The following is a 20895-nucleotide window of genomic DNA, read 5'->3' as shown; positions in this document are numbered from 1 at the left end:
CGTTGACGCTTCCTGCGCTGCGGGAGGGCTACGCTAAGATGCGAGCCTTGCAGGGAGGAATTGCCGACATGCTGGTGCGACACATCCTGTCGCTGGTCTTTGCCACGGTCGGCCTTGCAGCCTGCCGCGGCGGAACGGACCGGACGAACGGCGGGGACTCGCCGCCGCCCGCACGGGCGAGCGTCGACAAGGATACCGAATCCGGCCAGGAGGGCCTGTATACGATGGAATTGTCCCTTCCCGACCTGCCTCCGAAGGCCGAGCCGCTGCGCGCGACCATCGAGCGCTACGTGGGTCGGCAGAAACGCGCCTTCATGGACAGCCTTGAGGCCCCCGGCGCGCGTGAACGCGCGCGGGAGCTTCCCTGGGACCTGAACCTGGATATCGCGATCGCCTCGCGTACGGACCGCTTCATCAACGTGCAGGTCGACGGCTCCGCCTTCACCGGAGCGGCGCATCCGGCAGCCATCGTGGACAGTTTCACCTACGACGTCGAAGCCCGTCGTGTCGTCGGCCTTCGCGAACTGTTCGCCGACCCGCATGCCGCCGAGAAGGCTTTTGCCGCCGAGGCGCGCCGGCAGCTGCTTACCGCCCTGGACGACCAGGACGAGCCGCTTGCGTCGGACAGTCAGCAGATCGATGCCGGTACGGAACCGGGCAAGGACCACTTTCGCGTGTTCAGCCTGCTGACGGGGCCGGACAACAAGGTGCACGGCCTGACCTTCATCTTCCCGCCCTACCAGGTGGCCTCGTACGCCGCCGGCCCGCAGGCCGTGGACGTCCCCAGCGACGCCTTTTCGGCCTACCTGAAACCGGAATATCGCGGGGCATTTCGTTGATGGACCTCTTCCTCTACGTGCTCGCCACCGTCCTGATCATCGGAGGCCTGGCGGGCGCCATCCTGCCCGTCCTGCCCGGTGTCCCGATGATCTTCGGCGGTATCTGGCTGGCCGCCGCGGTCGACGAGTACAACCACCTCGGCTGGGGATGGCTGGTGGCGATCGGCGCGGTCGCAGTGCTGGGTATCGCGGTCGATTTCATTTCCGGTTCCCTCGGTGCAAAGAAAATCGGCGCCAGTCCGCGTGCGCTCTGGGGCGCGGGTATCGGAACCACCATCGGCATGTTTTTCGGTCTTCCCGGGCTTCTCATCGGCCCCTTCGCGGGCGCCGTGATCGGCGAGCTATGGTCGGGCAAGAGCATCCTTCGCTCGGCCCATGTCGGCGTCAGCACCTGGTTCGGCATGCTGCTTGGCGTCGTTGCCAAGGTCGTGCTTTCGTTTCTGATGATCGGCATGGCCGGCCTCGCCCTCCTCTTCAGCTGACCGGCCATTCGGCACATTGGCCGGACCCGGGCACAGCGGCTAGTCTCGGCGGATCATCACGGGGAGACACCCATGTTCCGACGACTGACCCTCGCCGCCACCATCACGCTCACCATCGGCGCCGCCCAAGCGCAGGACACCAAGCCGGCCGACTGGATCGCGCGCAGCAACGCGGACGCCCAGACCCTGCTCGACATCACGGCCCGCTTCAGTCCGGAAACGGCAACCGATATCGGGGTGAAGGGCTACGATGAAAAAACGGCAGACCTGGGCCCCGACGCCGACAAGCGACAGCGCGAGGCGCTCGTCGCCGCGCGCGCGAAGTACGCGCAACGCCTTGCGGACGAAAAGGATCCCAACGTCCATCAGGACCTACAGATCCTGCTCAAGCAGATCGACGGCAGCATCAAGGGCATCGACCTCAACGACAAATACCTGCTGCCCTGGTACGACGCGGGCCAGATCGTCTTCAGTGGCGAGTTCTCGTTGCTCAACCAACAGAGCACGCCGGAACAGAACAAGGCTGCCCTCGGCCGCCTGAAGTGCTATGTCGGCATGGCCCCCGGTTGCACGCCGCTGGTCGACGAGGCGCGTGCGCGCACCAACGAGAAGATAGGCGATAAAGCGTTGCTCGGGCCCGTGAAGGCCGACGTGGAACAGAAGCTCGGCAACACGCAGCGCTATGTCGATGGCATCCGCAAACTCTTCGCCGAGAAGAAAGTCGCGGGCAGCGAGGAGGCCATGGCGAAGCTGGACAAGCAACTGAAGGATTACAACGCCTGGGTAACCAAGACCGTGCTACCGCACGCGCGCACGGACTTCCACCTGCCCGAGCCGCTGTATACCTACAACCTCGAACAGGTCGGCCTCGACATCGCGCCGCGTGACCTGATCGGTCGTGCACAGCTGGAGTTCATGGAAACGACCTATGCGTTGCAGGCGCTCGCGCCCGTCGTCGCAAAGGCCGAGGGGCTACCCAATGGTGACTATCGCGAGGTGCTCAAGGGGCTGAAGAAAAAGCAGCTCGCCAAGGACAAGGTGGAGCCCACCTATCACGAGGTCCTGCTGAAGATTGAAGACACGATCCGCAAGCAACGTATCGTCGAGCTGCCGCAGCGGCAGATGGCCATGCGTGTTGCCTCCGAAGCGGAGAACGCGCGCACGCCCGCACCGCACATGGATCCCCCACCCTTTGTCGGCAACACCGGTCAACGTGGCACCTTTGTCCTCACCACGGGTAACCCGCCCACCAGTGGCGAGAAGACGCAGATGTACGACGACTTCACCTTCGAAGCCGCGGCGTGGACGTTGACGGCACACGAGGGTCGGCCCGGTCACGAGCTGCAATTTGCCGCCATGGTCGAGCAGGGCGTGTCGCTCACGCGCAGCCTGTTCGCCTTCAATAGTGTGAACGTGGAAGGCTGGGCGCTCTATTCCGAAATGGAAATGATGCCGTACGAGCCGCCGGCAGGTCAGTTCGTCGCGCTGCAGTTCCGCTTGCTGCGTGCGGCGCGCGCCTTCCTCGATCCGATGCTCAACCTGGGGTTGATCGATCGCGATCGCGCGCACGACATCCTCGTCAACGACGTGGGCCTGTCCGAGCCCCTGGCACGCCAGGAACTCGATCGCTACACGCTGAACAGCCCCGGTCAGGCTACGGCCTACTTCTACGGCTACACACGCATTCTGCAACTACGCGCGGAAACGCAGGTCCGGCTGGGCAAGAAGTTCGATCGCAAGGCCTTCAACGATTTCCTGATCGCCCAGGGCCTGCTCCCGCCGGACCTGCTGGCCGAAGCGGTGCGTACGCGCTTCGTTCCGGAGCAGGAAAAGAAAGGCGGCTAGCCGGCCAGGCGCCGGCCCGTGGTCAACGGGCCGGCGCGTCGGGAATGACGTAAAGCAACACCGCCAGGAAATGCAGGACGCTGCCGGCCAGGACGAAAACATGCCAGATGGCGTGATGGAAAGGCAGCTTCCGCGCCAGGTAGAACGGCACGCCCAGCATGTAAGCCAGGCCGCCGCCGAAGAGCAGAAGCAGGCCGCCCGTTTCCACGTGCTCGCGCAGCGGCTCGATCGCGATCACCGCGACCCAGCCCATCAACACGTACATCAACACCGCGGCCTTGCGGTACCGCTTGAGAATGCCGAGTTCGGCCAGGCTGCCGATGATCGCCAGGCCCCAGATCGTGCCGAACAGACCCCAGCCCCACGCGCCCGGCAGGGCAAGCAGCGTGAACGGTGTGTAGGTTCCTGCAATGAGCAGGAAGATCGCGATGTGATCGAACGTGCGTAGCACGCGCTTGGCCGCGACGCCGGGGATCGAGTGGTACAGCGTCGATGCGGTGTAGAGCAGGACCAGCGTGCTGCCGAAGACCGAACTGGCCACCACGGCGCGCTGGCTGCCATACATCGCCGAGAACGAAACGAGGACGGCCAGCCCGGCGATGCTCAGCACGATGCCAATGGCGTGGATCACGCTGCTGGCAACTTCCTCGGCGAAGGGATAGCTCGGTTGGACGCTTTCGGTGGCCATGGCAATTCCGGACGGCACAAAGAACGAAGCGTAACCGATGCCGCGTGTTGTTGCGAAACACTCTCAATTGGACCCACGGCGCGGACACGGACATTGACCTGCATGCATCCCGCGTTGTTCCATGGGCCATGACACTCGAACTGCTCGTGCACATCGGTCGTCTTCCTCCGCAAGGCGCGGGGCTGCGTGCCGCGCTGGCCATCGCCACGCGCATCGACGCAAGACTCGACGGCATGCACGTGGTGGACCTGCCTGCGGCCGCCTTCACGGTTCCCGAAGCGGTACCGATGCAGCTGGATGCGGTCCGGCAGCGCTCCACCGACGCCAAGGCGGTCGGTGCGGACTGGACGGCACTGCTCGAGTCGCGGGGCCTCAAGGGCAACTGGCGAGTGGGCAATGGCGACACCGTCACCCTCCTGTGCCATGCCTCCGCCGGTTACGACATGCTCGTCATGGAGCGCTCGTCGACCATGCGCGGCGATGCACCGGTCGGCTTCGGTGTCGTCTCACGCACCGTCTTCGGCGCCAGCCGCGGGGTGCTCGTGGTACCCGAGGCGGCACCCGTCGAGACCCTGGGCGAACACGTGCTGGTGGCCTGGAGCGGAAGCCGCGAATCCGCGCTGGCCGTGCGCTCGTCGCTTCCGCTACTGCGCAAGGCCGCCCGGGTCACCGTCATCGACGGTAGCCGCGATGAAGATCTCGATACCTGCGCCCTGCCCGACACCGACATCTGTGGCTGGCTCGACACCCATGGCGTGAAGGCCGAGGTGCGCCGGCTGGATGCTGCCGCCCAGCCAGCGCCGGGACCGGCGCTTCTCGACCTCGCGCATCAGGAGGGGGCCGATCTCATCGTCATGGGCGCCTGGGGGCGGTCGCGGTTATCGGAGATGGTCTTGGGCGGGACCACCCGATTCCTGTTCATGCAGTCCGATGTGCCGATGCTGGTTGCGCACTGAGGCGACCCCGGAGGAGCATCGCCGCTGAAGCGGCTCCCACATTTACCTACTGGGCCGTCTAGACGGCCCTCTTGCAAGTTCCTGCGAAGCCTGCCTACTCTGCAACCGGACCTGAACACGATCCCCGCCGGTCCCCACCGGCCGTGTTCCCGACCATGCCTTACCTTCCCCCACGTTGCAGGAGGTGGCTCATGTCGTTCGCTCGTCCGCAATCCCTGGCCGGGGTTCACCCGGATACCGTCCGCATCGTCGCCATGAGTGCAGCCATTGCACTGAATGCCGCTGCGCTCATTGCCGTCATGCGACCCATGGTCGCGCACATGGTCGACGCGCCGGCGTTGCCCAAGGCATTCGTTCTCCAGTTCGTCGAACCGCCTCCGCCGGTGAAACCGCCCCCGCCGATCGAGCTCGAGCRCCTGCCGACCAAGGCACCTGTCATTACCCACGTGCAGAAGCAGGTCGAAGCACCGCCGGTCGTCGCACCGCCCGTCGCCAGCGACGAAGGCTCGGCACCGATGGTGCCGCCCGCACCGGCGGTCGATACGATCGCCCCGCCCTCCGTCCAGGCCGGACCGGTCGAGGCCACCCTGGCCTACGTCGCCGCACCCGCGCCGAAGTACCCCGCCCAGGCCATTCGCGGCCACATGCAGGGCACGGTGACGCTACGCGTGCTTGTGGACGAGACCGGTAAGCCGCTGGATGTCGTCATCGAGTCCAGCAGCGGGCACGATCTGCTCGACCGCGCCGCTCGCGATCAGGTCCTGGCCAGGTGGCGCTTCCAGCCGGCGCAGGCGTATGGACACACGGTCCAGGCCTGGGCGCGCATCCCGGTCACCTTCGACTTGAGAAGTATCTAAGGTACGGTAACGAAACGCCCCGGCTAGGCCGGGGCGTTTCACTCAGCGGTGGGTGGCGGGCATCACGACCACATCCGGGCGGCGCGACGACCGCGCGATGGCCCAGACGATGAAGGCCAGGAAGGCCACCGGCAGAAGCACGGGCAACAGGGCCAGGGCGACGACAGGCGCTACCAGCAGCATCGCCACGCCGCCGATCACGGCGCCCAGGATGCCGCCGACGATGCTGAAAACGCCGCCAATGATGCCGAACACCAGCTTCAGCACGGCGCCGAGCAGCGCGAAGACCAGCCAGAAACCAACGGCAAGGACGACGAGCGAGGTGAGGACGATCATGGCTTTACTCTCCGTGGGTCGATAGCCGCCAGGGGGCGGTTCCGACAGTTCGATGCGGCCTGCCTGGAAAGAGTTTAAACCGACTCTCGAAAGTCCCGGGTTACGAGTGTTTAACGGGGCCCATGCTCCACTTCCCGCCAGTTGATTTCATGTGGACGGCCTCGGGCCATGGGTAAGCGCTCCTCCATCATCAAGACCTTGCGGGACATCGCGCTCGATCATTCGGACGTGGAGCACCCCGACCTCGCCTCCATGGGGCGGGAGATCGGCCGCGTGCTGCATGGCCGCAGCGCCGATGTCATCGAAGCGCTGGGGCCGTTGCGCGAACGTCGCCGCGGCTTCGAACGCTGGATGGTCGCCGAGCGCGCGCGCCCGGGTGTCAGCATCCTGGTCCTCGCCTGGCCGCCGGGCTATGCCACGCCGGTGCACGATCACGGCGGACTCTGGGGTCTCGAAGCCATGATCGCGGGTGCTCTGGAAGTGGAATCGTTCGACAAGGACGACACCGACCATTCACTGCGCAGCACTGGCCGGACCTGGCTCGGCCCGGGCGATGCGACCTGGTTCGAAGCCGCCGAAGCCCACGCACACCGCTGCCGCAATTTGTCGCGGCATGACACGGCGCTCACGCTTCACGTGTACGGTGGCGATCTGGCACAGTACCTCGCGTATGAGCAGCCCGGTCCTTCGGGACACTGGATCGCACGACCGAGGCAATCGATTATTGCGGGACGCCTGACGGCCTGACGGTCTAACGGCCCTCCACCCCAACCCAAGGGCGAAGGACCAAAGCATGTTTCATAAAGTCGCCATCATCGGCGGTGGCGCAGCAGCGGCGACGCTGGTGAGCGAATTGCTGGAGCGTCGTACGCCCCGGCCGTTACACCTGAACTGGTATGCCGGCGCCCCGGGCGCCGGGCGCGGTGTCGCCTACGGCACGCCGTCCGAACGCCACCTGCTCAATGTCCGCGCCGCTTCCATGGGCATGTTCGTCGGCAAGCCGGGCGGTTTCCTCGAGTACGCACAGGCGCTGGATCCGACGGTGAAAGGCTCGGATTTCCTGCCTCGCCGCCTGTATGGCGATTTCCTGCAGTCTCGCGTCGAACAGGCGGTCAAGAACGCCGGTTCGTTCGGACACGACGTGAACGTCATTCCTTTCATGGCCGAGTCGTTGGTGCCTTCCAGTGAAGGCGTGACGATCGGTTATGGCGATGAAGTCGCGCACGCGGAAGCGGCGGTGCTGGCCATCGGCTCACTGCCTCCCCGCCCGTTGCCCGGCGTGGAAGATGCCGCCATCGCCAGTGGCCGATACGTCACCGATCCCTGGCCGTACCTCGTTTCCGCGCCTGCGGATGAGCGGCCGCTGCGCGTGCTGGTGATCGGCCTCGGTCTCACCGCCGTCGATGTCGTGCTCGAACTCTCCGCGCGCTGGCCGAAGGCGAACTTCACCGCCCTCTCCCGTCACGGCAAGTTGCCCGAGCCGCATCTGGCTTCCGCCTCCGCGCCGGGCGAGAAAGACGCCGAACTGATCGAATCGTTACGCGACGACGCCAACGTGCGCGCCTGGATACGCGCCCTGCGCGACGCCGCGGCGGAAGCCGACGACTGGCGTACGCTGGTCGACGGCCTGCGACCGTATACGCAATCGTTGTGGGCCGACTTGCCCGAAGGCGAGCGTGCACGATTCCTCCGTCACGCCCGTTGGGCCTGGGAGCGGGCGCGCCATCGTATGCCGCCGCAGGTCGCGGCCTCCATCGCCGACCTGGAGCGCGCCGGCCGCCTCACGCGTGGGCGTGGGCGCATGCGTGGCGTCTCGCTTTCCCTCGAGGGTGCGCTGGACGTCAAGCGCTTGGTTCCGGGTGGCGGTGAAGCGGTCGAGTCCTACGATATCGTCATTCAGACCGTCGGCCTCAATACCGACACGCTGCGCACCGAGCATCGTCTGGTGCGCCAGCTGGTGATCGACGGCCTGGTCAAACCCGATCCGCTCGGTCTGGGCTTCGCCGCGCTGCCGGACGGCCATCTGCTCGATGGCAACGGCCGGCCGCGCTCGAATCTTTTTGCGATCGGTAGTCTGCTTCGTGGCGCGTTGTGGGAATCGACGGCGATCCCGGAAATCCGCAAGCAGGCCCAGAGCGTGGCGAACATGCTCATGGCCGAGAGTGCCGAGCGCGTCCACTCGCGCTAGGTCAGGAAAAGCCCGCGAGAACGACCTTGCCGATGGTCTTGCCGCTCTCGAGCATGGCGTGCGCCTTGCGCAGGTTGGCCGCGTTGATCGCACCCACGTTCTCGCGCATCGTCGTCCTGATCACGCCCGCATCGACGAGGTTCGCCACCTCGTCGAGGATCCGACCCTGCTCGGCCATGTCCTCGGTGTGGAACAGCGAGCGCGTGTACATGAGCTCCCAGTGCAACGACAGGCTCTTGCGCTTCATCAGGCGGATGTCGATCGGCTCGGCGGGGTCGTCGATCAGGCCGAACTTGCCGTGCGGCTTGAGCAGCTCGACCAGTGCCGGGAAATGGTCTTCGGTGCGCGTCAGGCCGAGTACGTAGTCGACACCCTCCGGCGCCACCGCTCTTACTTCATCGACCAGTGACTTCGAGTGGTCCACCACGTGGTGTGCGCCCATCGCCTCGACCCATTCACGCGTTTCCGGGCGCGAGGCCGTACCGATGATGGTGAGGCCCGTGAGCCGGCGCGCGAGCTGCACGGCGATGGAACCGACACCACCCGCGGCGCCGACCACCAGCAACGTGGCAGGCCGACCCGGCGTACCGTGTGCAATGCCCATGCGCTCGAACATCAGCTCCCACGCGGTCACGGCGGTGAGCGGCAGGGCCGCGGCTTCGGCCATGCTCAGTGTGGACGGCTTACGGCCGACGAGACGTTCGTCGATCACGTGGAACTCGCTGTTGGCACCCGGCCGGTCGAGCGCGCCGGCGTACCACACGGCGTCGCCGACCTTGAAGCGCCGCACTTCCGGGCCAACCGCGACCACGGTGCCTGCGGCGTCCCAGCCGAGCACCTTGTCGGCACCTTCCGGATCGGTGTTCTTGCGGATCTTGGTGTCCACCGGGTTGACCGAGATGGCCTCGACCTTGACCAGCAGGTCGCGCCCCCTCGCCTCGGGCGTGGTCAGCTCGACATCGAGCAGGCTCTGCGGATCGGTCACGGGAAGCGGGGTGCGATAGACGACGGCTTTCATGGAGCTCTCCTGGAGGTCAGGCGCCTTCGGCCACCACGGTCACGGGACGGCGGCGTTCGAGCGCAACGCTGGCCATCGTAGCAAGCAGGCCGGCCACGGTGACGCCGGCGCCGGTCAGGCTCACCATCGGCATCGAATAACCGGCCGCGAGCACCGCGCCACCCAGCCACGCGCCGCCAGCGTTGCCCAGATTGAAAGCGGCGATGTTCAACGTGGAGGCCAGGTTCGGCGCATCACCCGCGACATGCACCACACGGGACTGCAACGGTGCGATCGTGGCAAACGCAGCAATGCCCCAGAGGAACACGGTGACGATGGACGCGACGGTCGAATGCATCGTCCAGGCGAACGCGACCAGAAGCGCGGTAAGCACCACCAGGATCCCCATCAGCGAGGGCATCAGCTTCCAGTCGGCCAGGCGGCCGCCGAGCATGTTGCCGATGGTGGTGCCGAGGCCGAACAGAACGAGCACGGCACCGGTCCAGTGGGGGCTGACATGCGACTGCTCCTGCAGGATCGGCGCGATGTAAGTGAACACGGTGAACACGCCGCCGAAGCCCAGCACTGTCATGCCCAGGGCGATCAGGGCCTGCGGCTCGCGCAGCACGCGCAACTCGCGACGCATGTCCGGCGCCTTGAGGTTGGGCAGCGAGGGAACGAAGCGGGCCACACCCAGCGCGGCGATCACGCCCAGCGCCGTCACCGCCCAGAACGTGGAGCGCCAGCCGGCCCACTGACCAAGGAAGGTACCGAAGGGCACGCCAAGCACGTTAGCCAGCGTAAGCCCGGCAAACATCAGGGCGATGGCACGAGCGCGCTGGTTGGCCGGGACCAGGTGTGCGGCGACGACGGCACCGATGCCGAAGAACGAGCCGTGACAGAAGGCGGCCACCACGCGCGCCACCATCAGCACGTCGTAGTTCGGCGCGATGGCGCACAGGGCATTGCCGAGGATGAACAGGCCCATCAGCAGCAAGAGGGCGTGTTTGCGCTCCATCTTCGCGGTGAACGCGGCAAGCAGCGGCGCGCCAACGGCCACGCCCAGGGCGTAACCGGAGACAAGCATGCCAGCGGAGGGAATACTCACCTTCAGGTCGGTAGCGACTTCCGGCAGCAGCCCCATGATCACGAACTCGGTGGTACCGATCGCGAAGGCGGCTACGGCCAGTGCCAGCAGGGGCAGGCGGGACGGAGAGGGGTTCATGCGTTAGGCTCGTTGGAAAGCGATAACGTGGATTGTCCGCCCCAGGCCCTTATGCACATACACCCGCACGCGACAAAGACTCTTGCCGCAGGATTGAAGATCAGGGTCGGAAGCCCATGATCACGTCAATGATCGCGATCGCCGCGCTGGCCCTGCATGTCGCGGGGATCTTCGCCGGCATGCATGCCGTGATGCATACACGCACGGCGCAGGGGGCCTTCGCATGGGTGCTTGGGCTGGTCTTCCTGCCCTACGTGACCCTCGTCCCCTACGTCTTCCTGGGCGCCAGCCACTTTGGCGGCTACGTCGACCTGCACCGCCAGCGCCAGGCACGCTTCTTCATGCTCCACGAGGAAGCCGAACTCTCGGCGCGGCCCGGCCTGCTTCCGGTGACCACCCCCGTGGGCGATGAGCGATATGACGCCATCGGCCGCATGCTGAAGACGGCGATGCACGGCGGCAACGGGCTGGCGCTGCACATCGATGGCGAGGCCGCCTTCAAGGCCATGTTCGCCGCCATCGCACGCGCGGAACACTACGTCCTGGTGCAGTTCTTCATCATCCACGACGACGTGCTGGGTCGACGCCTGCGCGATGCCCTGCTCGAGCGGGCAGCCGCCGGTGTAGAAGTGTGCCTGCTCTACGACGGCATCGGCAGCCACGATCTCCCCTCCAGCTATATCGAGGCCTTGCGCAGCGGAGGCGTGAACGCACACCGCTWCGCGACGCGACGCTGGCGCAATCGCTTTCAGCTGAATTTCCGCAATCACCGCAAGGTGCTCGTCGTCGATGGCGTGCGCGGGTTTGTCGGTGGCCTGAATGCGGGCGACGAATACCTGGGCTCGAAGCCGCCGCTGTCGCCGTGGCGCGACACGCACATGGAAATCGAAGGCCCCGCCGTCGCCGACCTGCAACGCGTCTTCGCCGAAGACTGGTACTGGGTCACCGGTGAACGGCCGCCGTCGTCACCGCCGCCGGAGCGCTGCGGCCGCGCCAATACGATGATCGTCGCGACCGGCCCGGCCGACCGCCAGGAAAGCTGCTCGCTGTTTTTCACCCAGGCCATCCATGCGGCGAAGCACCGCGTATGGATTACCACGCCCTACTTCGTGCCCGACCAGGCCGTGTTCGGCGCGCTGCGGCTGGCCGTGTTTCGCGGCGTGGACGTGCGCATCCTCATTCCCTGCCGTCCCGACCATCGCACCGTGTTCATGGCCTCCACGCTCTATGCCCACGAAGCCACCCTGGCTGGCATCCGCATGTTCCGATACCAGCCCGGCTTCATCCACCAGAAAGTGATGCTGGTGGACGACGACACCGCCGTCGTCGGCAGCATGAACATGGACAACCGCAGCTTCCGCCTGAACTTCGAGATCACGGCGTTGAACGTGGACGAGACGTTTGCCGGCGAGGTGGAAGCGATGCTGACCCACGACTTCGCCCAGTCCGAAGAGGTCAACCAGAACGACTACGATCGACTGACCTACCTGCAACGCGTGGCGCTTCATGTAGCACGCCTCTTCGACCCTGTCCTTTGATATGGGCGCCTTTGTAGGAGCCGATTTATCGGCGATAGGGTGCTCGCGAGAACGTTGCCCGCTGCCGCGGGATCGCCGATGAATCGGCTCCTACAAAAAAACCAGCTTAGGGAACCGACATGCTCCGCAGCCTCGCCTTTCTCACCGCCTTTCTCACCGCYATGATCGCCACCGGCGCTTCCGCCGCCCCCGCGACCTTCGTCGAACGCAGCGTGGACGTCCATGGCAAGACCTACCGCTACCAGGTGTTCGTTCCCGTCGATGTGGATGGCAAGCATCCTGCCGTGGTCCTGTTCCTGCATGGCAGCGGCGAGCGCGGCAACGACAACCAGGCGCAGCTGTCGCAGGGCCTGCCGCCGTGGTTGAAGCAGCACACCGATTTCCCGGCCGTCGTGGTGATTCCGCAGGCGCCGAACGATACCGAGTGGACCGACAAGGTCGATGCCGACATGGCCCTGGCCGCGCTCGAGAAGACCGTGAAGGAATTCCACGGCGACCGTAAACGCCTGTACCTTACCGGCTTGTCCATGGGCGGTTTCGGCTCGTGGCAGATCGCTGCCGATCACCCGGGCATGTTCGCTGCCGCGGCCATCATCTGCGGTGGTGTCGAACCGCTCCCGGGCGACGGTCGCAACCTTTACGTGCACGGCGTACCCAAGGGCGACGATGCGTATGCCTGGGTGGCGAAGAAGATCGGCAAGCTGCCGGTGTGGATCTTCCACGGTGGCGACGACAACGTGGTGCCGACCGAACAGTCACGCCGCATGAACGCGGCGCTGATCGAGCGCCACGCCGTCGTGAAATACACCGAATTCCCCGGCGTGAATCACGGCTCGTGGGAAAAGGCCTATGCGACGCCCGACCTGTGGGACTGGATGTTCAGCCACAGGACCTAGGGCAATTCCTGTAGGAGCCGATTCATCGGCGATCGGGTGCTCGCGATAACCCTGCCCCGCTGCCGCGGGATCGCCGATGAATCGGTTCCCACAGGGAACAGCGCGTTACGAAGAGCGCATGCCGGCGAGGAGGCGCTTGAAGCCGCCGGAGAACATCGCCCAACCGATGCACGCGCCGATCAAGGCGCCGACGATGTCGAAGAACACGCGCAGGCCGATGGCATCCGGATCGTGTACGGCGGCGAGCTTCAGCTGCAAGAGTGTCAACGACTGCAGCGGCGCCATGGTGAAGTAGAGCAGGTCCCACATGTCCTGACCGCCGCCGATCGCCACCGCGAGAACGAAGGCGATGGAAATCTCCTTGCCATCGCTCCAGCCGTTGGGTTTACCGGCGAATGCGTGGAGCAGCGCGTAGACGATGATGCCGACGAGCAAGGCGATCCCACCCGATTCCAGGGCGCCGAGAACGCCAAAGTCCATCCAGCTGCGGTCGTACGGCATGTAGGAAACTCGTAAGGGATCAGGCGGCCATTATGCCCGCGCATTGGCCCGTTGATCGCGCGGCGGTGCATCGCGGCCGAATCGCAGGTAGAGCGACGTCGAGAGGATCGCCGCCGCCAGCGACGTGAAGCCGGCCACGAGGAAGATCGCCGGATAGTCGTACAAGCCGGCGATCCAGCCGCCCACCGGGCCGGTCAGGCCCAGAGCGACGTCCAGAAACACCGAATAAGCGCCGAGCGCAGCGCCGCGGTTGTGCGTGCTGACGCGCCCCACGGCTTCCACACCCAGGGCCGGGAAGACGAGGGCGAAGCCCGAGCCGGTCAGCGCAGCGCCAGCCAGCGCGGCATGCGGCGTCGTGCCCAGCCAGAGCAGGATCAGCCCCAGGCACTCCACCACCAACGAGACGATGGCGACGCGATACCCGCCGAAACGATCGATCGCATTGCCGAAAATCAGTCGGATGCCGATGAAGCACCCACCAAACACCGAGAGCGACAGCGCCGCATCCGACCAGTCGCGACTGGCGTAGTAGAGCGCGACGAACGTGGACAGCGAGCCGAAGCCGATCGAGCCCAGGGCGAGACCCACGCCGTAAGGCATCACGCGCTTCAGCACGCTTTTGAACGGCAGCCGCTCGCCATGACTCGGGGCGACACGCGCCTTCATCAGGGCAAAAGGCAGCGCGACGAGACCGAGCGCGAAGGTGAGGATACCCAGCGCAATGAAGCCATGGTCCCGCGCCAGCATCACGCCCAGCGGCGCGCCGACGGCAATACCGCCGTAGGTGGCGATGCCATTCCAGGAGATGACCCGTGCGGTGTGCTCACCGCCGATGCCGCCGATGCCCCAGGTGATCGAGCCGGTGCTGACCCAGCTCTCGGCGAAACCCAGACCGAGCCGGCTGAGCAGGATCAAGGTAAGCGACAGCCCCGGATTTTTTGGCACGATGGCGCCGAGTGCCAGGAACAGGCCGGATATCGCCAGCACGACGAGACCGGCGACCACCGTGCGTTTCGGGCCCATCGCATCCGCCATGCGCCCGGCGTGAGGACGACTGAGCAGGGTCGCAAGATACTGCGCACTCACGGCCAGGCCGGCGATGATCGTCGAATAACCGAGGTCAAGATGCGCGAACCCCGGCAGCACGGCAAGCGGAATGCCGATGCACAGGTAGCAGACGAAGGAAAAGACGACCGAGGAAAGGATGCGCGCGGTCACGGCGAAGCGCCGGCCGCGGGTGGGAACTAGGGAGGGGAGAGACATGGCCGGCCCATTATACCGTGGCGTTGCTGCGGTGCGTCATGGTGGGTTTATGAAGGGTTTTTCATGGGGGGTTTTGCGAGCACCCGTCGCTTCGGCGAGCACCGATCGCCGATGAATCGGCTCCCACAGAGAGAGGGCGAAGGCCGAGGGAAGCCGTGACCCTGTGGGCGCCGATTCATCGGCGATGTTCTTCAACCCGCCTCAGTCCAACAAAACCGGCTGCCCGCTCTGCAACGACTCCCGCAACGCAATCGCAATCCGCGTCGCCTCGACCGCATCATCCATGGTCAGGTCGAACGGCGTGTCATCCAGCACCGCATCCACGAAATGCTTCGCCTGGGTCACGAACGCCGGTGCAAACCGCTCATAGAACGACGGCACGACCGTATTACGCACACCATTCGCATCGGCAATCTCGACACGGTCCGCACGGGGATTACGACCCACGCTCAAGCGGCCCGCCGTGCCCGTGATGTCGGTATGCGTGTCGTGCCCATGCGCCTGCGTCCGCGAGGCGTAGAACATCGCCATGCGGCCACCTTCGAACTCCACGATGGCGATGCCGTTGTCCACGTCACCCATCGCTTCCAGTGGCGGGTACATCGCCACCGTGCCCGCCGAATACACTTTCTTCGCCTTCGGACGGCCGAGCAACCAGCGCGCCAGATCCACGTCGTGCACGCTGCAATCGAGAAAAATGCCGCCGCTGGTCGGCGCGAACTTCAGGAACGCTCCGCTCGGATCGGCCAGATCGGTGGTCTGCGAATAGACCAGGAAGGGACGGCCGATACCACCCGCCTCGATGTGCTGGAATGCGTGCTGGTAGCTTTCGTCGAAACGACGGACGAATCCCACCATGGCGCGCTTACCCGCCTTCGCCGCGTGCGCGGCAGCACGCCGGCAATCCTCCAGCTCGAGCGACAAGGGCTTCTCGCAGAACACATGCTTGCCCGCGTCCAGTGCTTGCTCGATCTGTGAGGCATGCAACGAGGTTGGCGTGACCAGGAAGATCGCGTCGAGCGAGGGATCGGCGAGCATCTCCTCGTAGCCGTTATAGATGGTGGACACGCCAAGCGTGTCGCGTGCCCAGGCACGCTCACTCTCGACGGGACTGCATACCGCCGCCAGCTCCGCCCGCGGCACGGCGCGGGCGAGGTTTTCGGCGTAACGCTGGCCAAGCCGACCGAGGCCGGCCAGACCGATGCGAAGGGAAGTCATCTCGGATGCTCCCCTCAGATGTTCACGGCCACGGCCTGGCCTTCACGCCAGGAACGTGCGGCGGCTTCGGCCAGTTCCAGCGCCTTGATGCCGTCGGCGATCGTGGTCCGCACCGGCGTGCCTGCGGCAAGCGCGTCGAAGAAATGGGCGATTTCCGCGGCATATGCCTCGCGATAGCGCTCGAGGAAGAAATGCTCGGGGAGGTCATGGGCGATGTTCTTCACCGTGTGCGACACCACCTGGGTCGGCGACACATTGCCGGCCTGCAGCATGCCCTTGCTGCCGAGTACTTCGAAGCGCTGGTCGTAACCGTAAGCGGCGCGACGCGAGGTATTGATCTGGCAGAGCCGGCCCTTCTTCGTGCGGATGGTGACGGCAGTGGTATCGATGTCGCCCGCGGCTTCGATCGCCGGGTCGGTGAGGCAGCTGCCGGTGGCATGCACGCTGACGGCCTCGTCGTCGAGGATCCAGCGAAAGATGTCGAAATCGTGGATCAGCATGTCCTTGAAGATGCCGCCCGAGCTCTTGATGTAGCTGACCGGCGGTGCACCCGGATCGCGACTGGTCACGACGAGCAGCTCCGGCGTGCCGATCTCACCCTCTTCCAGGCGCTTCTTCAACGCGGAGAAGGTCGGATCGAAACGACGCTGGAACGCGATCATGCAGACCACGCCGGCTTTCTCGACGGCGGCCTGGCAGGAGCGCGCGCGCTCGACGTCCAGGTCGACCGGCTTCTCGCAGAAAATCGCCTTGCCCGCGGCGGCGGCGCGATGGATCAGGTCCGCATGCGTATCCGTGCTGGAGCCGATCACGACCGCGCCGACGGCGGGATCATTGAGGGCCTCGTCCACCGTGGCGACCTTTGCGCCATGCTTGTCCGCAAGTTCCTGCGCCGACGGCGCGTGCACGTCCACCACGTAGCGCAGGTGCGCTTCCGGGTGGCGGGCGACATTGCCCGCGTGAATCTTGCCGATGCGACCGGCACCGAAAACGGCAACTTCAATCATCGTATTCTCCTCGGGGAAGTGTTTCTTCAACTGTGAGTTCGAGCCGATAGGCCAGCGCAACGAACAGCGCCTGGCACAGGCACATGGTGCTGGTGAGGCCACGGAACGCGAACGCGCTCCCCTCCTTCACCTTGAGCAGAACGTCCGAGTGGCGCGCGAGTGGACCGAGATCGCTCTCGGTAATGGCGAGCACACTAGCCTTGTGTTGTTGCGCGACGCGCATCGCGTAAAGGGTTTCCTTGCCGAACGGCGGGAAACTGATCGCGATGAGCGCGTCGCCCTTGCCCATGCTGCGCAACTGCTCGCGGAACATGCCACCCAGGCCGCTGACCAGGTGCACGCGTTTCTGCGTGTGCTGCAGCGCATAGGCGATATAGGCGGCGATGGCGAATGAGCGGCGCACGCCCATCACGTAGATATTCTCCGCCGTGGCAAGCATGTCCACAGCCTTTTGGAACCGCGTTTCATCGAGTTCGTCGGCCAGTTCATCCAGGCCGGCACGGCTTGCATCGATGAAGCGCGAGGCGATTTCCACCGCCGGCATGGTCGAGGCGCGGTTCTTGATGACGCTGCGGATGCGCTGCTGGTAGCTGCGCGAGGGCGAGGCCTGCGCCGTGAATGCCTCGCGGAACACCGCCTGCATCTCGGTGAAGCCGGAATAGCCGAAGCGCTGGGCGAAGCGGACCACCGCCGACGCATGCACCCCGCAGCCTTCGGCAATCTCACCGACGCGCAAGACCATGATCGAACTGCGATGTTCCTCAAGGTACCGGGCCACCCCCTGCAACTGGCGCGGCAGGGCCTCGAACTCCTCGGCGATGCGCTGCATGAGGGCATCGGCTTCGCTGCGTTTGGCCATCGGGGCACTCCATGGGGACCGGCCGCATTGAAGCACGCGATAGAACATATTTTCCATTTATTTTTTTGCTGCAATGCAAATTGCAACACTGGAACAGCCGGTCCATGCTCGGTCCGCTCTCGGCAAAGAAGCGGCCTACACGGCCGCATCGCGTTCGACACCCGTCCGGCCGGTAGAACCGGTCTCCTGTGGAGGCACTATGCGATCCAAACTGATTCAAGCCACCCTGGCTGCAGCCCTTGCCCTCGGTCTCGGCCTCGCCGCCCCCGCCTCCCAGGCGGCCCCGGGCGACCGTTATGTCCTCGTGACCCACGCCGCCGACTCGGACTCCTGGTGGAACACCATCAAGAACTCCATCAAGCAGGCCGGCGAAGATTTCGGTGTCGACGTGGACTACCGCGGTTCCGGCAACGGCGACCTCAGCGAAATGGCCCGCCAGCTGGAATCGGCCGCCGCCCGTAACTACCAGGGTGTCGCCTTCGATATCGCCAGCTTCGCCGTGCTCAAGGCGCCCGCCGCCAAGGTCTCGGCCAAGGGCATTCCCATCGTCACGATCAACTCCGGCACGCCGGACGAGAGCAAGAAACTCGGCGCGATCCTGCACGTCGGCCAGGGTGAGTACGACGCCGGTAAAGCCGCCGGTGACCGCGCCAAGGCGGCCGGTGTCACCAGCTTCGTCTGCGTGAACCATTACGCGACCAACAACGCGTCATTCGAACGCTGCCAGGGTTTTGCCGATGCGATCGGCGTGAAGGACTGGCGCAAGACCTCGATGATCGACACCGGCATGGACCCGACCGTGGTCGCCAGCAAGGTCAGCGCCTACCTGCGCAGCAACCCGAAGACCCAGGCCATCCTGGCCCTTGGCCCGAATGCCGCCGAGCCGACCATCAAGGTGGTCAACGACATGCATCTGGTCGGCAAGATCAACTTCGGCACGTTCGACCTGTCGCCCGCGATCATCGCTGGCATCAAGTCCGGAACCATCCAGTACGCGATCGACCAACAGCCGTACCTGCAGGGCTACATGGGCATCGCCGCCCTGGTGATCGCGCATGACCAGAAAACCAACGATCCGGCAAAGATCATCGCCACCCTGAAGGCCAACCCGAAGTTCCAGGCCCGCCTGAAACAGTACGACCTGCACCCGGTCTATACCGCCACCGGCGTGAGCTCGGGTCCCGCGTTCGTCACCAAGGACAACGTGGCGACGGTTGAGAAGTACGCCGGCACGTACCGCTAAGCGATCGGAAGGACCAAGAACCATGAGTGCCATCAACGAGAGCGTTACGAACATGATTGAACCGAAATCCACGGACGAACGCGTACGCAAGCTGTCACCGTGGCGCATCCTGCTGGACCGCCCCGAACTGGGGTCCATTGCCGGCACGGTGCTGGTCTTCGCCTTCTTCGGCGTTTTCGCCGGCGGCTCGGGCATGTTCGCGCTCGATGGCATCATCAACTGGGCCCAGGTGGCCGGCTACCTCGGCATCATCGCCGTGGGCGCCTGCCTCCTCATGATTGCCGGTGAATTCGATCTGTCGATGGGTTCGATGATCGGATTCGCCGGTGTCATGGTGGCCATTCCACCCATGTATCTCGGCTGGCCGCTGTGGGCCGCGGTGATCTTCGCCTTCGTCGGCTCCATGGCGTTGGGCGCGCTCAACGGCTACCTCGTCGTACGCACGAAGCTGCCGTCGTTCATCGTCACGCTCGCTTTCATGTTCATCCTGCGTGGCCTCACGCTGGTGCTTTCCACCAGCTTCGCCAACAGCACCATCGTCAGCGGTATCGGTGACAAGTTCACCGACGACCCGGTCATCTCGGCGCTCTTCCAGGGCACCACGTTCCACTGGCTGTTCAATGGACTGGCCAGCATGAACCTGATCACCAAGCTGCCCAGCGGCGACCCAGTGGTCGGCGGCCTGCCCAAGGTGCTCGTGTGGTGGATCGTCATGGCCCTGGCTGCAGGTTTCGTGCTTGCCCGCACCCGTTTCGGCAACTGGATCTACACCGTCGGCGGCGATTCCAACGCCGCGAAGAATGTCGGTGTGCCGGTACGTCGCGTAAAGATTTCCCTGTTCGTGCTCACCGCCTTCTGTGCCTGCCTGTTCGGCGTGCTGCAGGTGGCCGACGTGGGCTCCGCCGCGGCCGATCGCGGCTTGCAGAAGGAATTCGAAGCAATCATCGCCGTGGTCATCGGCGGCACCCTGCTGACGGGTGGCTTCGGTTCGGTCATCGGCGCCTGCTTTGGCGCGCTGATCTTCGGCGTCGTGCAGATCGGCATCTCGTACACCAATATCGATTCCGACTGGTACCGCGTCTTCCTCGGCGGCATGTTGCTGCTGGCGGTGCTGTTCAATCATTACATCCGCAGCCGCGCTGCGGCGACGAAGTGAGGAGTGCCACCATGRCCGACGATTACATCCTCGAGCTCGACGACGTAAGCAAGTTCTTCGGTACCGTCATTGCCCTGCAGGGCGTCACGCTACGCCTCAAGCGCGGCGAGGTGCACTGCCTGCTCGGCGACAACGGTGCCGGCAAGTCCACCCTGATCAAGACCCTGGCCGGCGTGCATCAGCCGAGCTCGGGCTCGTATCGTGTCGATGGCGAGGAAGTGCGTTTCAACTCGCCGCGCGAAGCCCTCGACCGCGGTATCGCCACGGTCTACCAGGATCTGGCGCTCGTGCCCCTGATGAGCGTGGCGCGCAACTTCTTCGCCGGTCGCGAACCGCGGAAGAAGCTGTTCGGCGTCATCCCCGTCATCGACATGAACTACGCCAACGAAACCGCGCGCGACAAGCTGGCCGAGATGGGTATCCGCGTGCGCGACGCCAGCCAGCCCGTTGGCACGATGTCCGGTGGCGAGCGCCAGTGCCTGGCCATCGCGCGCGCCATTCATTTCGGCGCCAAGGTGCTCATTCTCGACGAGCCCACCGCCGCCCTCGGCGTGAAGCAGTCCTGCAACGTGCTCAAGCTCATCCATCAGGCACGCGCGCGTGGCATCTCGGTGATCTTCATCACGCATAACGTGCACCACGCTTATCCGATCGCCGACAGCTTCACGCTGCTCAACCGCGGCCAGTCCATGGGTACCTTCGCCAAGAAGGACATCACCAAGGAAGCCGTGCTCGACATGATGGCCGGCGGCACCGAGATCCAGAGCCTGGTCGACGAACTGGAAGGCCGCGCGGCCTGAT

General features: G+C 65.1%; 21 protein-coding genes. 12 read left to right on the top strand and 9 right to left on the bottom strand.

Translation table 11 applies throughout. The annotated features are described in order from the left end of the window. Nucleotides 1-68: 68 nt before the first annotated feature. The 3 genes from AC1DSN_RS01165 to AC1DSN_RS01155 all read left to right on the top strand — a co-directional run bounded on the left by AC1DSN_RS01165 (nt 69) and on the right by AC1DSN_RS01155 (nt 3166). On the top strand, nt 69-839 hold the full coding sequence (locus tag AC1DSN_RS01165; protein ID WP_213949564.1) for a DUF3298 and DUF4163 domain-containing protein: 771 nt from the start codon (nt 69-71) through the stop codon (nt 837-839). Next, complete coding sequence (locus tag AC1DSN_RS01160) at nt 839-1321, top strand: DUF456 domain-containing protein (protein ID WP_213949563.1); 483 nt, start codon at nt 839-841, stop codon at nt 1319-1321. The genes AC1DSN_RS01165 and AC1DSN_RS01160 overlap by 1 nt, the downstream gene beginning before the upstream one ends. A 72-nt stretch (nt 1322-1393) precedes the next feature. After that, complete coding sequence (locus tag AC1DSN_RS01155; protein WP_477296024.1) at nt 1394-3166, top strand: DUF885 domain-containing protein; 1773 nt, start codon at nt 1394-1396, stop codon at nt 3164-3166. Between the two features lie 22 nt (nt 3167-3188). Here the strand turns inward: AC1DSN_RS01155 and trhA are convergent, their stop codons facing one another. Continuing rightward, complete coding sequence (gene trhA / locus AC1DSN_RS01150) at nt 3189-3854, bottom strand: PAQR family membrane homeostasis protein TrhA (RefSeq protein WP_477296025.1); 666 nt, start codon at nt 3852-3854, stop codon at nt 3189-3191. Nucleotides 3855-3982: 128 nt separating this feature from the next. On the opposite strand from trhA, the gene AC1DSN_RS01145 reads away from it, so the two are divergent. Together AC1DSN_RS01145 and AC1DSN_RS01140 are read left to right on the top strand one after the other, a co-directional pair. Then, entirely contained in the window at nt 3983-4810 is an 828-nt protein-coding gene (locus AC1DSN_RS01145; protein WP_063572042.1) for a universal stress protein, read from the top strand. A 191-nt stretch (nt 4811-5001) separates the two neighbouring features. Continuing rightward, the gene (locus AC1DSN_RS01140; protein ID WP_477329287.1) at nt 5002-5667 is read left to right on the top strand and encodes an energy transducer TonB; all 666 of its coding nucleotides are present in this window, start codon (nt 5002-5004) and stop codon (nt 5665-5667) included. Nucleotides 5668-5709: 42 nt separating this feature from the next. Here AC1DSN_RS01140 and AC1DSN_RS01135 read toward each other — a convergent pair whose 3' ends face one another. Beyond that, the gene (locus AC1DSN_RS01135) at nt 5710-6003 is read right to left on the bottom strand and encodes a hypothetical protein (RefSeq protein WP_063572040.1); all 294 of its coding nucleotides are present in this window, start codon (nt 6001-6003) and stop codon (nt 5710-5712) included. Nucleotides 6004-6171: 168 nt separating this feature from the next. Between AC1DSN_RS01135 and AC1DSN_RS01130 the strand changes: the two genes are divergently transcribed. Next, nucleotides 6172-6750, top strand: a complete 579-nt coding sequence (locus AC1DSN_RS01130; RefSeq protein WP_063572039.1) for a cysteine dioxygenase — start codon at nt 6172-6174, stop codon at nt 6748-6750. Between the two features lie 46 nt (nt 6751-6796). Next, the gene (locus tag AC1DSN_RS01125) at nt 6797-8191 is read left to right on the top strand and encodes an FAD/NAD(P)-binding protein (RefSeq protein ID WP_477329285.1); all 1395 of its coding nucleotides are present in this window, start codon (nt 6797-6799) and stop codon (nt 8189-8191) included. Between the two features lies 1 nt (nt 8192). Here the strand turns inward: AC1DSN_RS01125 and AC1DSN_RS01120 are convergent, their stop codons facing one another. Together AC1DSN_RS01120 and AC1DSN_RS01115 are read right to left on the bottom strand one after the other, a co-directional pair. Continuing rightward, nucleotides 8193-9209: a zinc-binding alcohol dehydrogenase family protein gene (locus tag AC1DSN_RS01120; protein ID WP_477293994.1), complete on the bottom strand. Its 1017-nt coding sequence runs from the start codon at nt 9207-9209 to the stop codon at nt 8193-8195. Between the two features lie 16 nt (nt 9210-9225). Next, on the bottom strand, nt 9226-10413 hold the full coding sequence (locus tag AC1DSN_RS01115; protein ID WP_477293992.1) for an MFS transporter: 1188 nt from the start codon (nt 10411-10413) through the stop codon (nt 9226-9228). 116 nt (nt 10414-10529) lie between these two features. Here AC1DSN_RS01115 and cls point away from each other — a divergent pair, with 116 nt between their 5' ends. Then, nucleotides 10530-11951 (top strand): cardiolipin synthase, encoded by a 1422-nt coding sequence (cls, locus tag AC1DSN_RS01110; protein WP_477329283.1) that lies wholly within the window; start codon nt 10530-10532, stop codon nt 11949-11951. 119 nt (nt 11952-12070) lie between these two features. After that, nucleotides 12071-12847: a carboxylesterase family protein gene (locus tag AC1DSN_RS01105; protein ID WP_477293988.1), complete on the top strand. Its 777-nt coding sequence runs from the start codon at nt 12071-12073 to the stop codon at nt 12845-12847. A 105-nt stretch (nt 12848-12952) separates the two neighbouring features. Here the strand turns inward: AC1DSN_RS01105 and AC1DSN_RS01100 are convergent, their stop codons facing one another. The 5 genes from AC1DSN_RS01100 to AC1DSN_RS01080 form a co-directional block, all read right to left on the bottom strand. Beyond that, nucleotides 12953-13348 (bottom strand): hypothetical protein, encoded by a 396-nt coding sequence (locus tag AC1DSN_RS01100; RefSeq protein ID WP_063572848.1) that lies wholly within the window; start codon nt 13346-13348, stop codon nt 12953-12955. A 30-nt stretch (nt 13349-13378) separates the two neighbouring features. Next, entirely contained in the window at nt 13379-14566 is a 1188-nt protein-coding gene (locus AC1DSN_RS01095) for an MFS transporter (protein ID WP_477293986.1), read from the bottom strand. A 246-nt stretch (nt 14567-14812) separates the two neighbouring features. Beyond that, nucleotides 14813-15829, bottom strand: a complete 1017-nt coding sequence (locus AC1DSN_RS01090; RefSeq protein WP_197478372.1) for a Gfo/Idh/MocA family oxidoreductase — start codon at nt 15827-15829, stop codon at nt 14813-14815. 14 nt (nt 15830-15843) lie between these two features. Beyond that, entirely contained in the window at nt 15844-16836 is a 993-nt protein-coding gene (iolG, locus tag AC1DSN_RS01085) for an inositol 2-dehydrogenase (protein WP_477293983.1), read from the bottom strand. Beyond that, entirely contained in the window at nt 16829-17695 is an 867-nt protein-coding gene (locus AC1DSN_RS01080) for a MurR/RpiR family transcriptional regulator (RefSeq protein ID WP_213949558.1), read from the bottom strand. The genes iolG and AC1DSN_RS01080 overlap by 8 nt, the downstream gene beginning before the upstream one ends. A 199-nt stretch (nt 17696-17894) precedes the next feature. On the opposite strand from AC1DSN_RS01080, the gene AC1DSN_RS01075 reads away from it, so the two are divergent. The 3 genes from AC1DSN_RS01075 to AC1DSN_RS01065 are packed head-to-tail and all read left to right on the top strand — an operon-like array spanning nt 17895 to nt 20894. Then, nucleotides 17895-18938 carry a sugar ABC transporter substrate-binding protein gene (locus AC1DSN_RS01075; protein WP_063573761.1) on the top strand — a complete coding sequence of 348 codons (1044 nt, stop codon included), beginning with the start codon at nt 17895-17897 and terminating at the stop codon, nt 18936-18938. 22 nt (nt 18939-18960) lie between these two features. Further along, on the top strand, nt 18961-20094 hold the full coding sequence (locus AC1DSN_RS01070; protein WP_063573762.1) for an ABC transporter permease: 1134 nt from the start codon (nt 18961-18963) through the stop codon (nt 20092-20094). Between the two features lie 11 nt (nt 20095-20105). After that, the gene (locus AC1DSN_RS01065) at nt 20106-20894 is read left to right on the top strand and encodes an ATP-binding cassette domain-containing protein (RefSeq protein WP_477329281.1); all 789 of its coding nucleotides are present in this window, start codon (nt 20106-20108) and stop codon (nt 20892-20894) included. Nucleotide 20895 lies beyond the last annotated feature (1 nt).

It is taken from the genome of Luteibacter sp. P4_D7_3 (genome assembly GCF_056401735.1).
This window is presented reverse-complemented; position numbering and strand designations above follow the sequence as displayed.

Excerpts from the sequence above, each read along its gene's own strand:
- AC1DSN_RS01155 (WP_477296024.1), top strand. The coding sequence starts at position 1,394 with ATGTTCCGACGACTGACCCTCGCCGCCACCATCACGCTCACCATCGGC.
- AC1DSN_RS01070 (WP_063573762.1), top strand. The coding sequence starts at position 18,961 with ATGAGTGCCATCAACGAGAGCGTTACGAACATGATTGAACCGAAATCC.
- AC1DSN_RS01100 (WP_063572848.1), bottom strand. The coding sequence starts at position 13,348 with ATGCCGTACGACCGCAGCTGGATGGACTTTGGCGTTCTCGGCGCCCTG.
- AC1DSN_RS01145 (WP_063572042.1), top strand. The coding sequence starts at position 3,983 with ATGACACTCGAACTGCTCGTGCACATCGGTCGTCTTCCTCCGCAAGGC.
- AC1DSN_RS01090 (WP_197478372.1), bottom strand. The coding sequence starts at position 15,829 with ATGACTTCCCTTCGCATCGGTCTGGCCGGCCTCGGTCGGCTTGGCCAG.
- AC1DSN_RS01075 (WP_063573761.1), top strand. The coding sequence starts at position 17,895 with ATGCGATCCAAACTGATTCAAGCCACCCTGGCTGCAGCCCTTGCCCTC.
- AC1DSN_RS01165 (WP_213949564.1), top strand. The coding sequence starts at position 69 with ATGCTGGTGCGACACATCCTGTCGCTGGTCTTTGCCACGGTCGGCCTT.
- AC1DSN_RS01120 (WP_477293994.1), bottom strand. The coding sequence starts at position 9,209 with ATGAAAGCCGTCGTCTATCGCACCCCGCTTCCCGTGACCGATCCGCAG.
- trhA (WP_477296025.1), bottom strand. The coding sequence starts at position 3,854 with ATGGCCACCGAAAGCGTCCAACCGAGCTATCCCTTCGCCGAGGAAGTT.
- AC1DSN_RS01080 (WP_213949558.1), bottom strand. The coding sequence starts at position 17,695 with ATGGCCAAACGCAGCGAAGCCGATGCCCTCATGCAGCGCATCGCCGAG.
- iolG (WP_477293983.1), bottom strand. The coding sequence starts at position 16,836 with ATGATTGAAGTTGCCGTTTTCGGTGCCGGTCGCATCGGCAAGATTCAC.
- AC1DSN_RS01135 (WP_063572040.1), bottom strand. The coding sequence starts at position 6,003 with ATGATCGTCCTCACCTCGCTCGTCGTCCTTGCCGTTGGTTTCTGGCTG.
- AC1DSN_RS01115 (WP_477293992.1), bottom strand. The coding sequence starts at position 10,413 with ATGAACCCCTCTCCGTCCCGCCTGCCCCTGCTGGCACTGGCCGTAGCC.
- AC1DSN_RS01130 (WP_063572039.1), top strand. The coding sequence starts at position 6,172 with ATGGGTAAGCGCTCCTCCATCATCAAGACCTTGCGGGACATCGCGCTC.
- AC1DSN_RS01125 (WP_477329285.1), top strand. The coding sequence starts at position 6,797 with ATGTTTCATAAAGTCGCCATCATCGGCGGTGGCGCAGCAGCGGCGACG.
- AC1DSN_RS01160 (WP_213949563.1), top strand. The coding sequence starts at position 839 with ATGGACCTCTTCCTCTACGTGCTCGCCACCGTCCTGATCATCGGAGGC.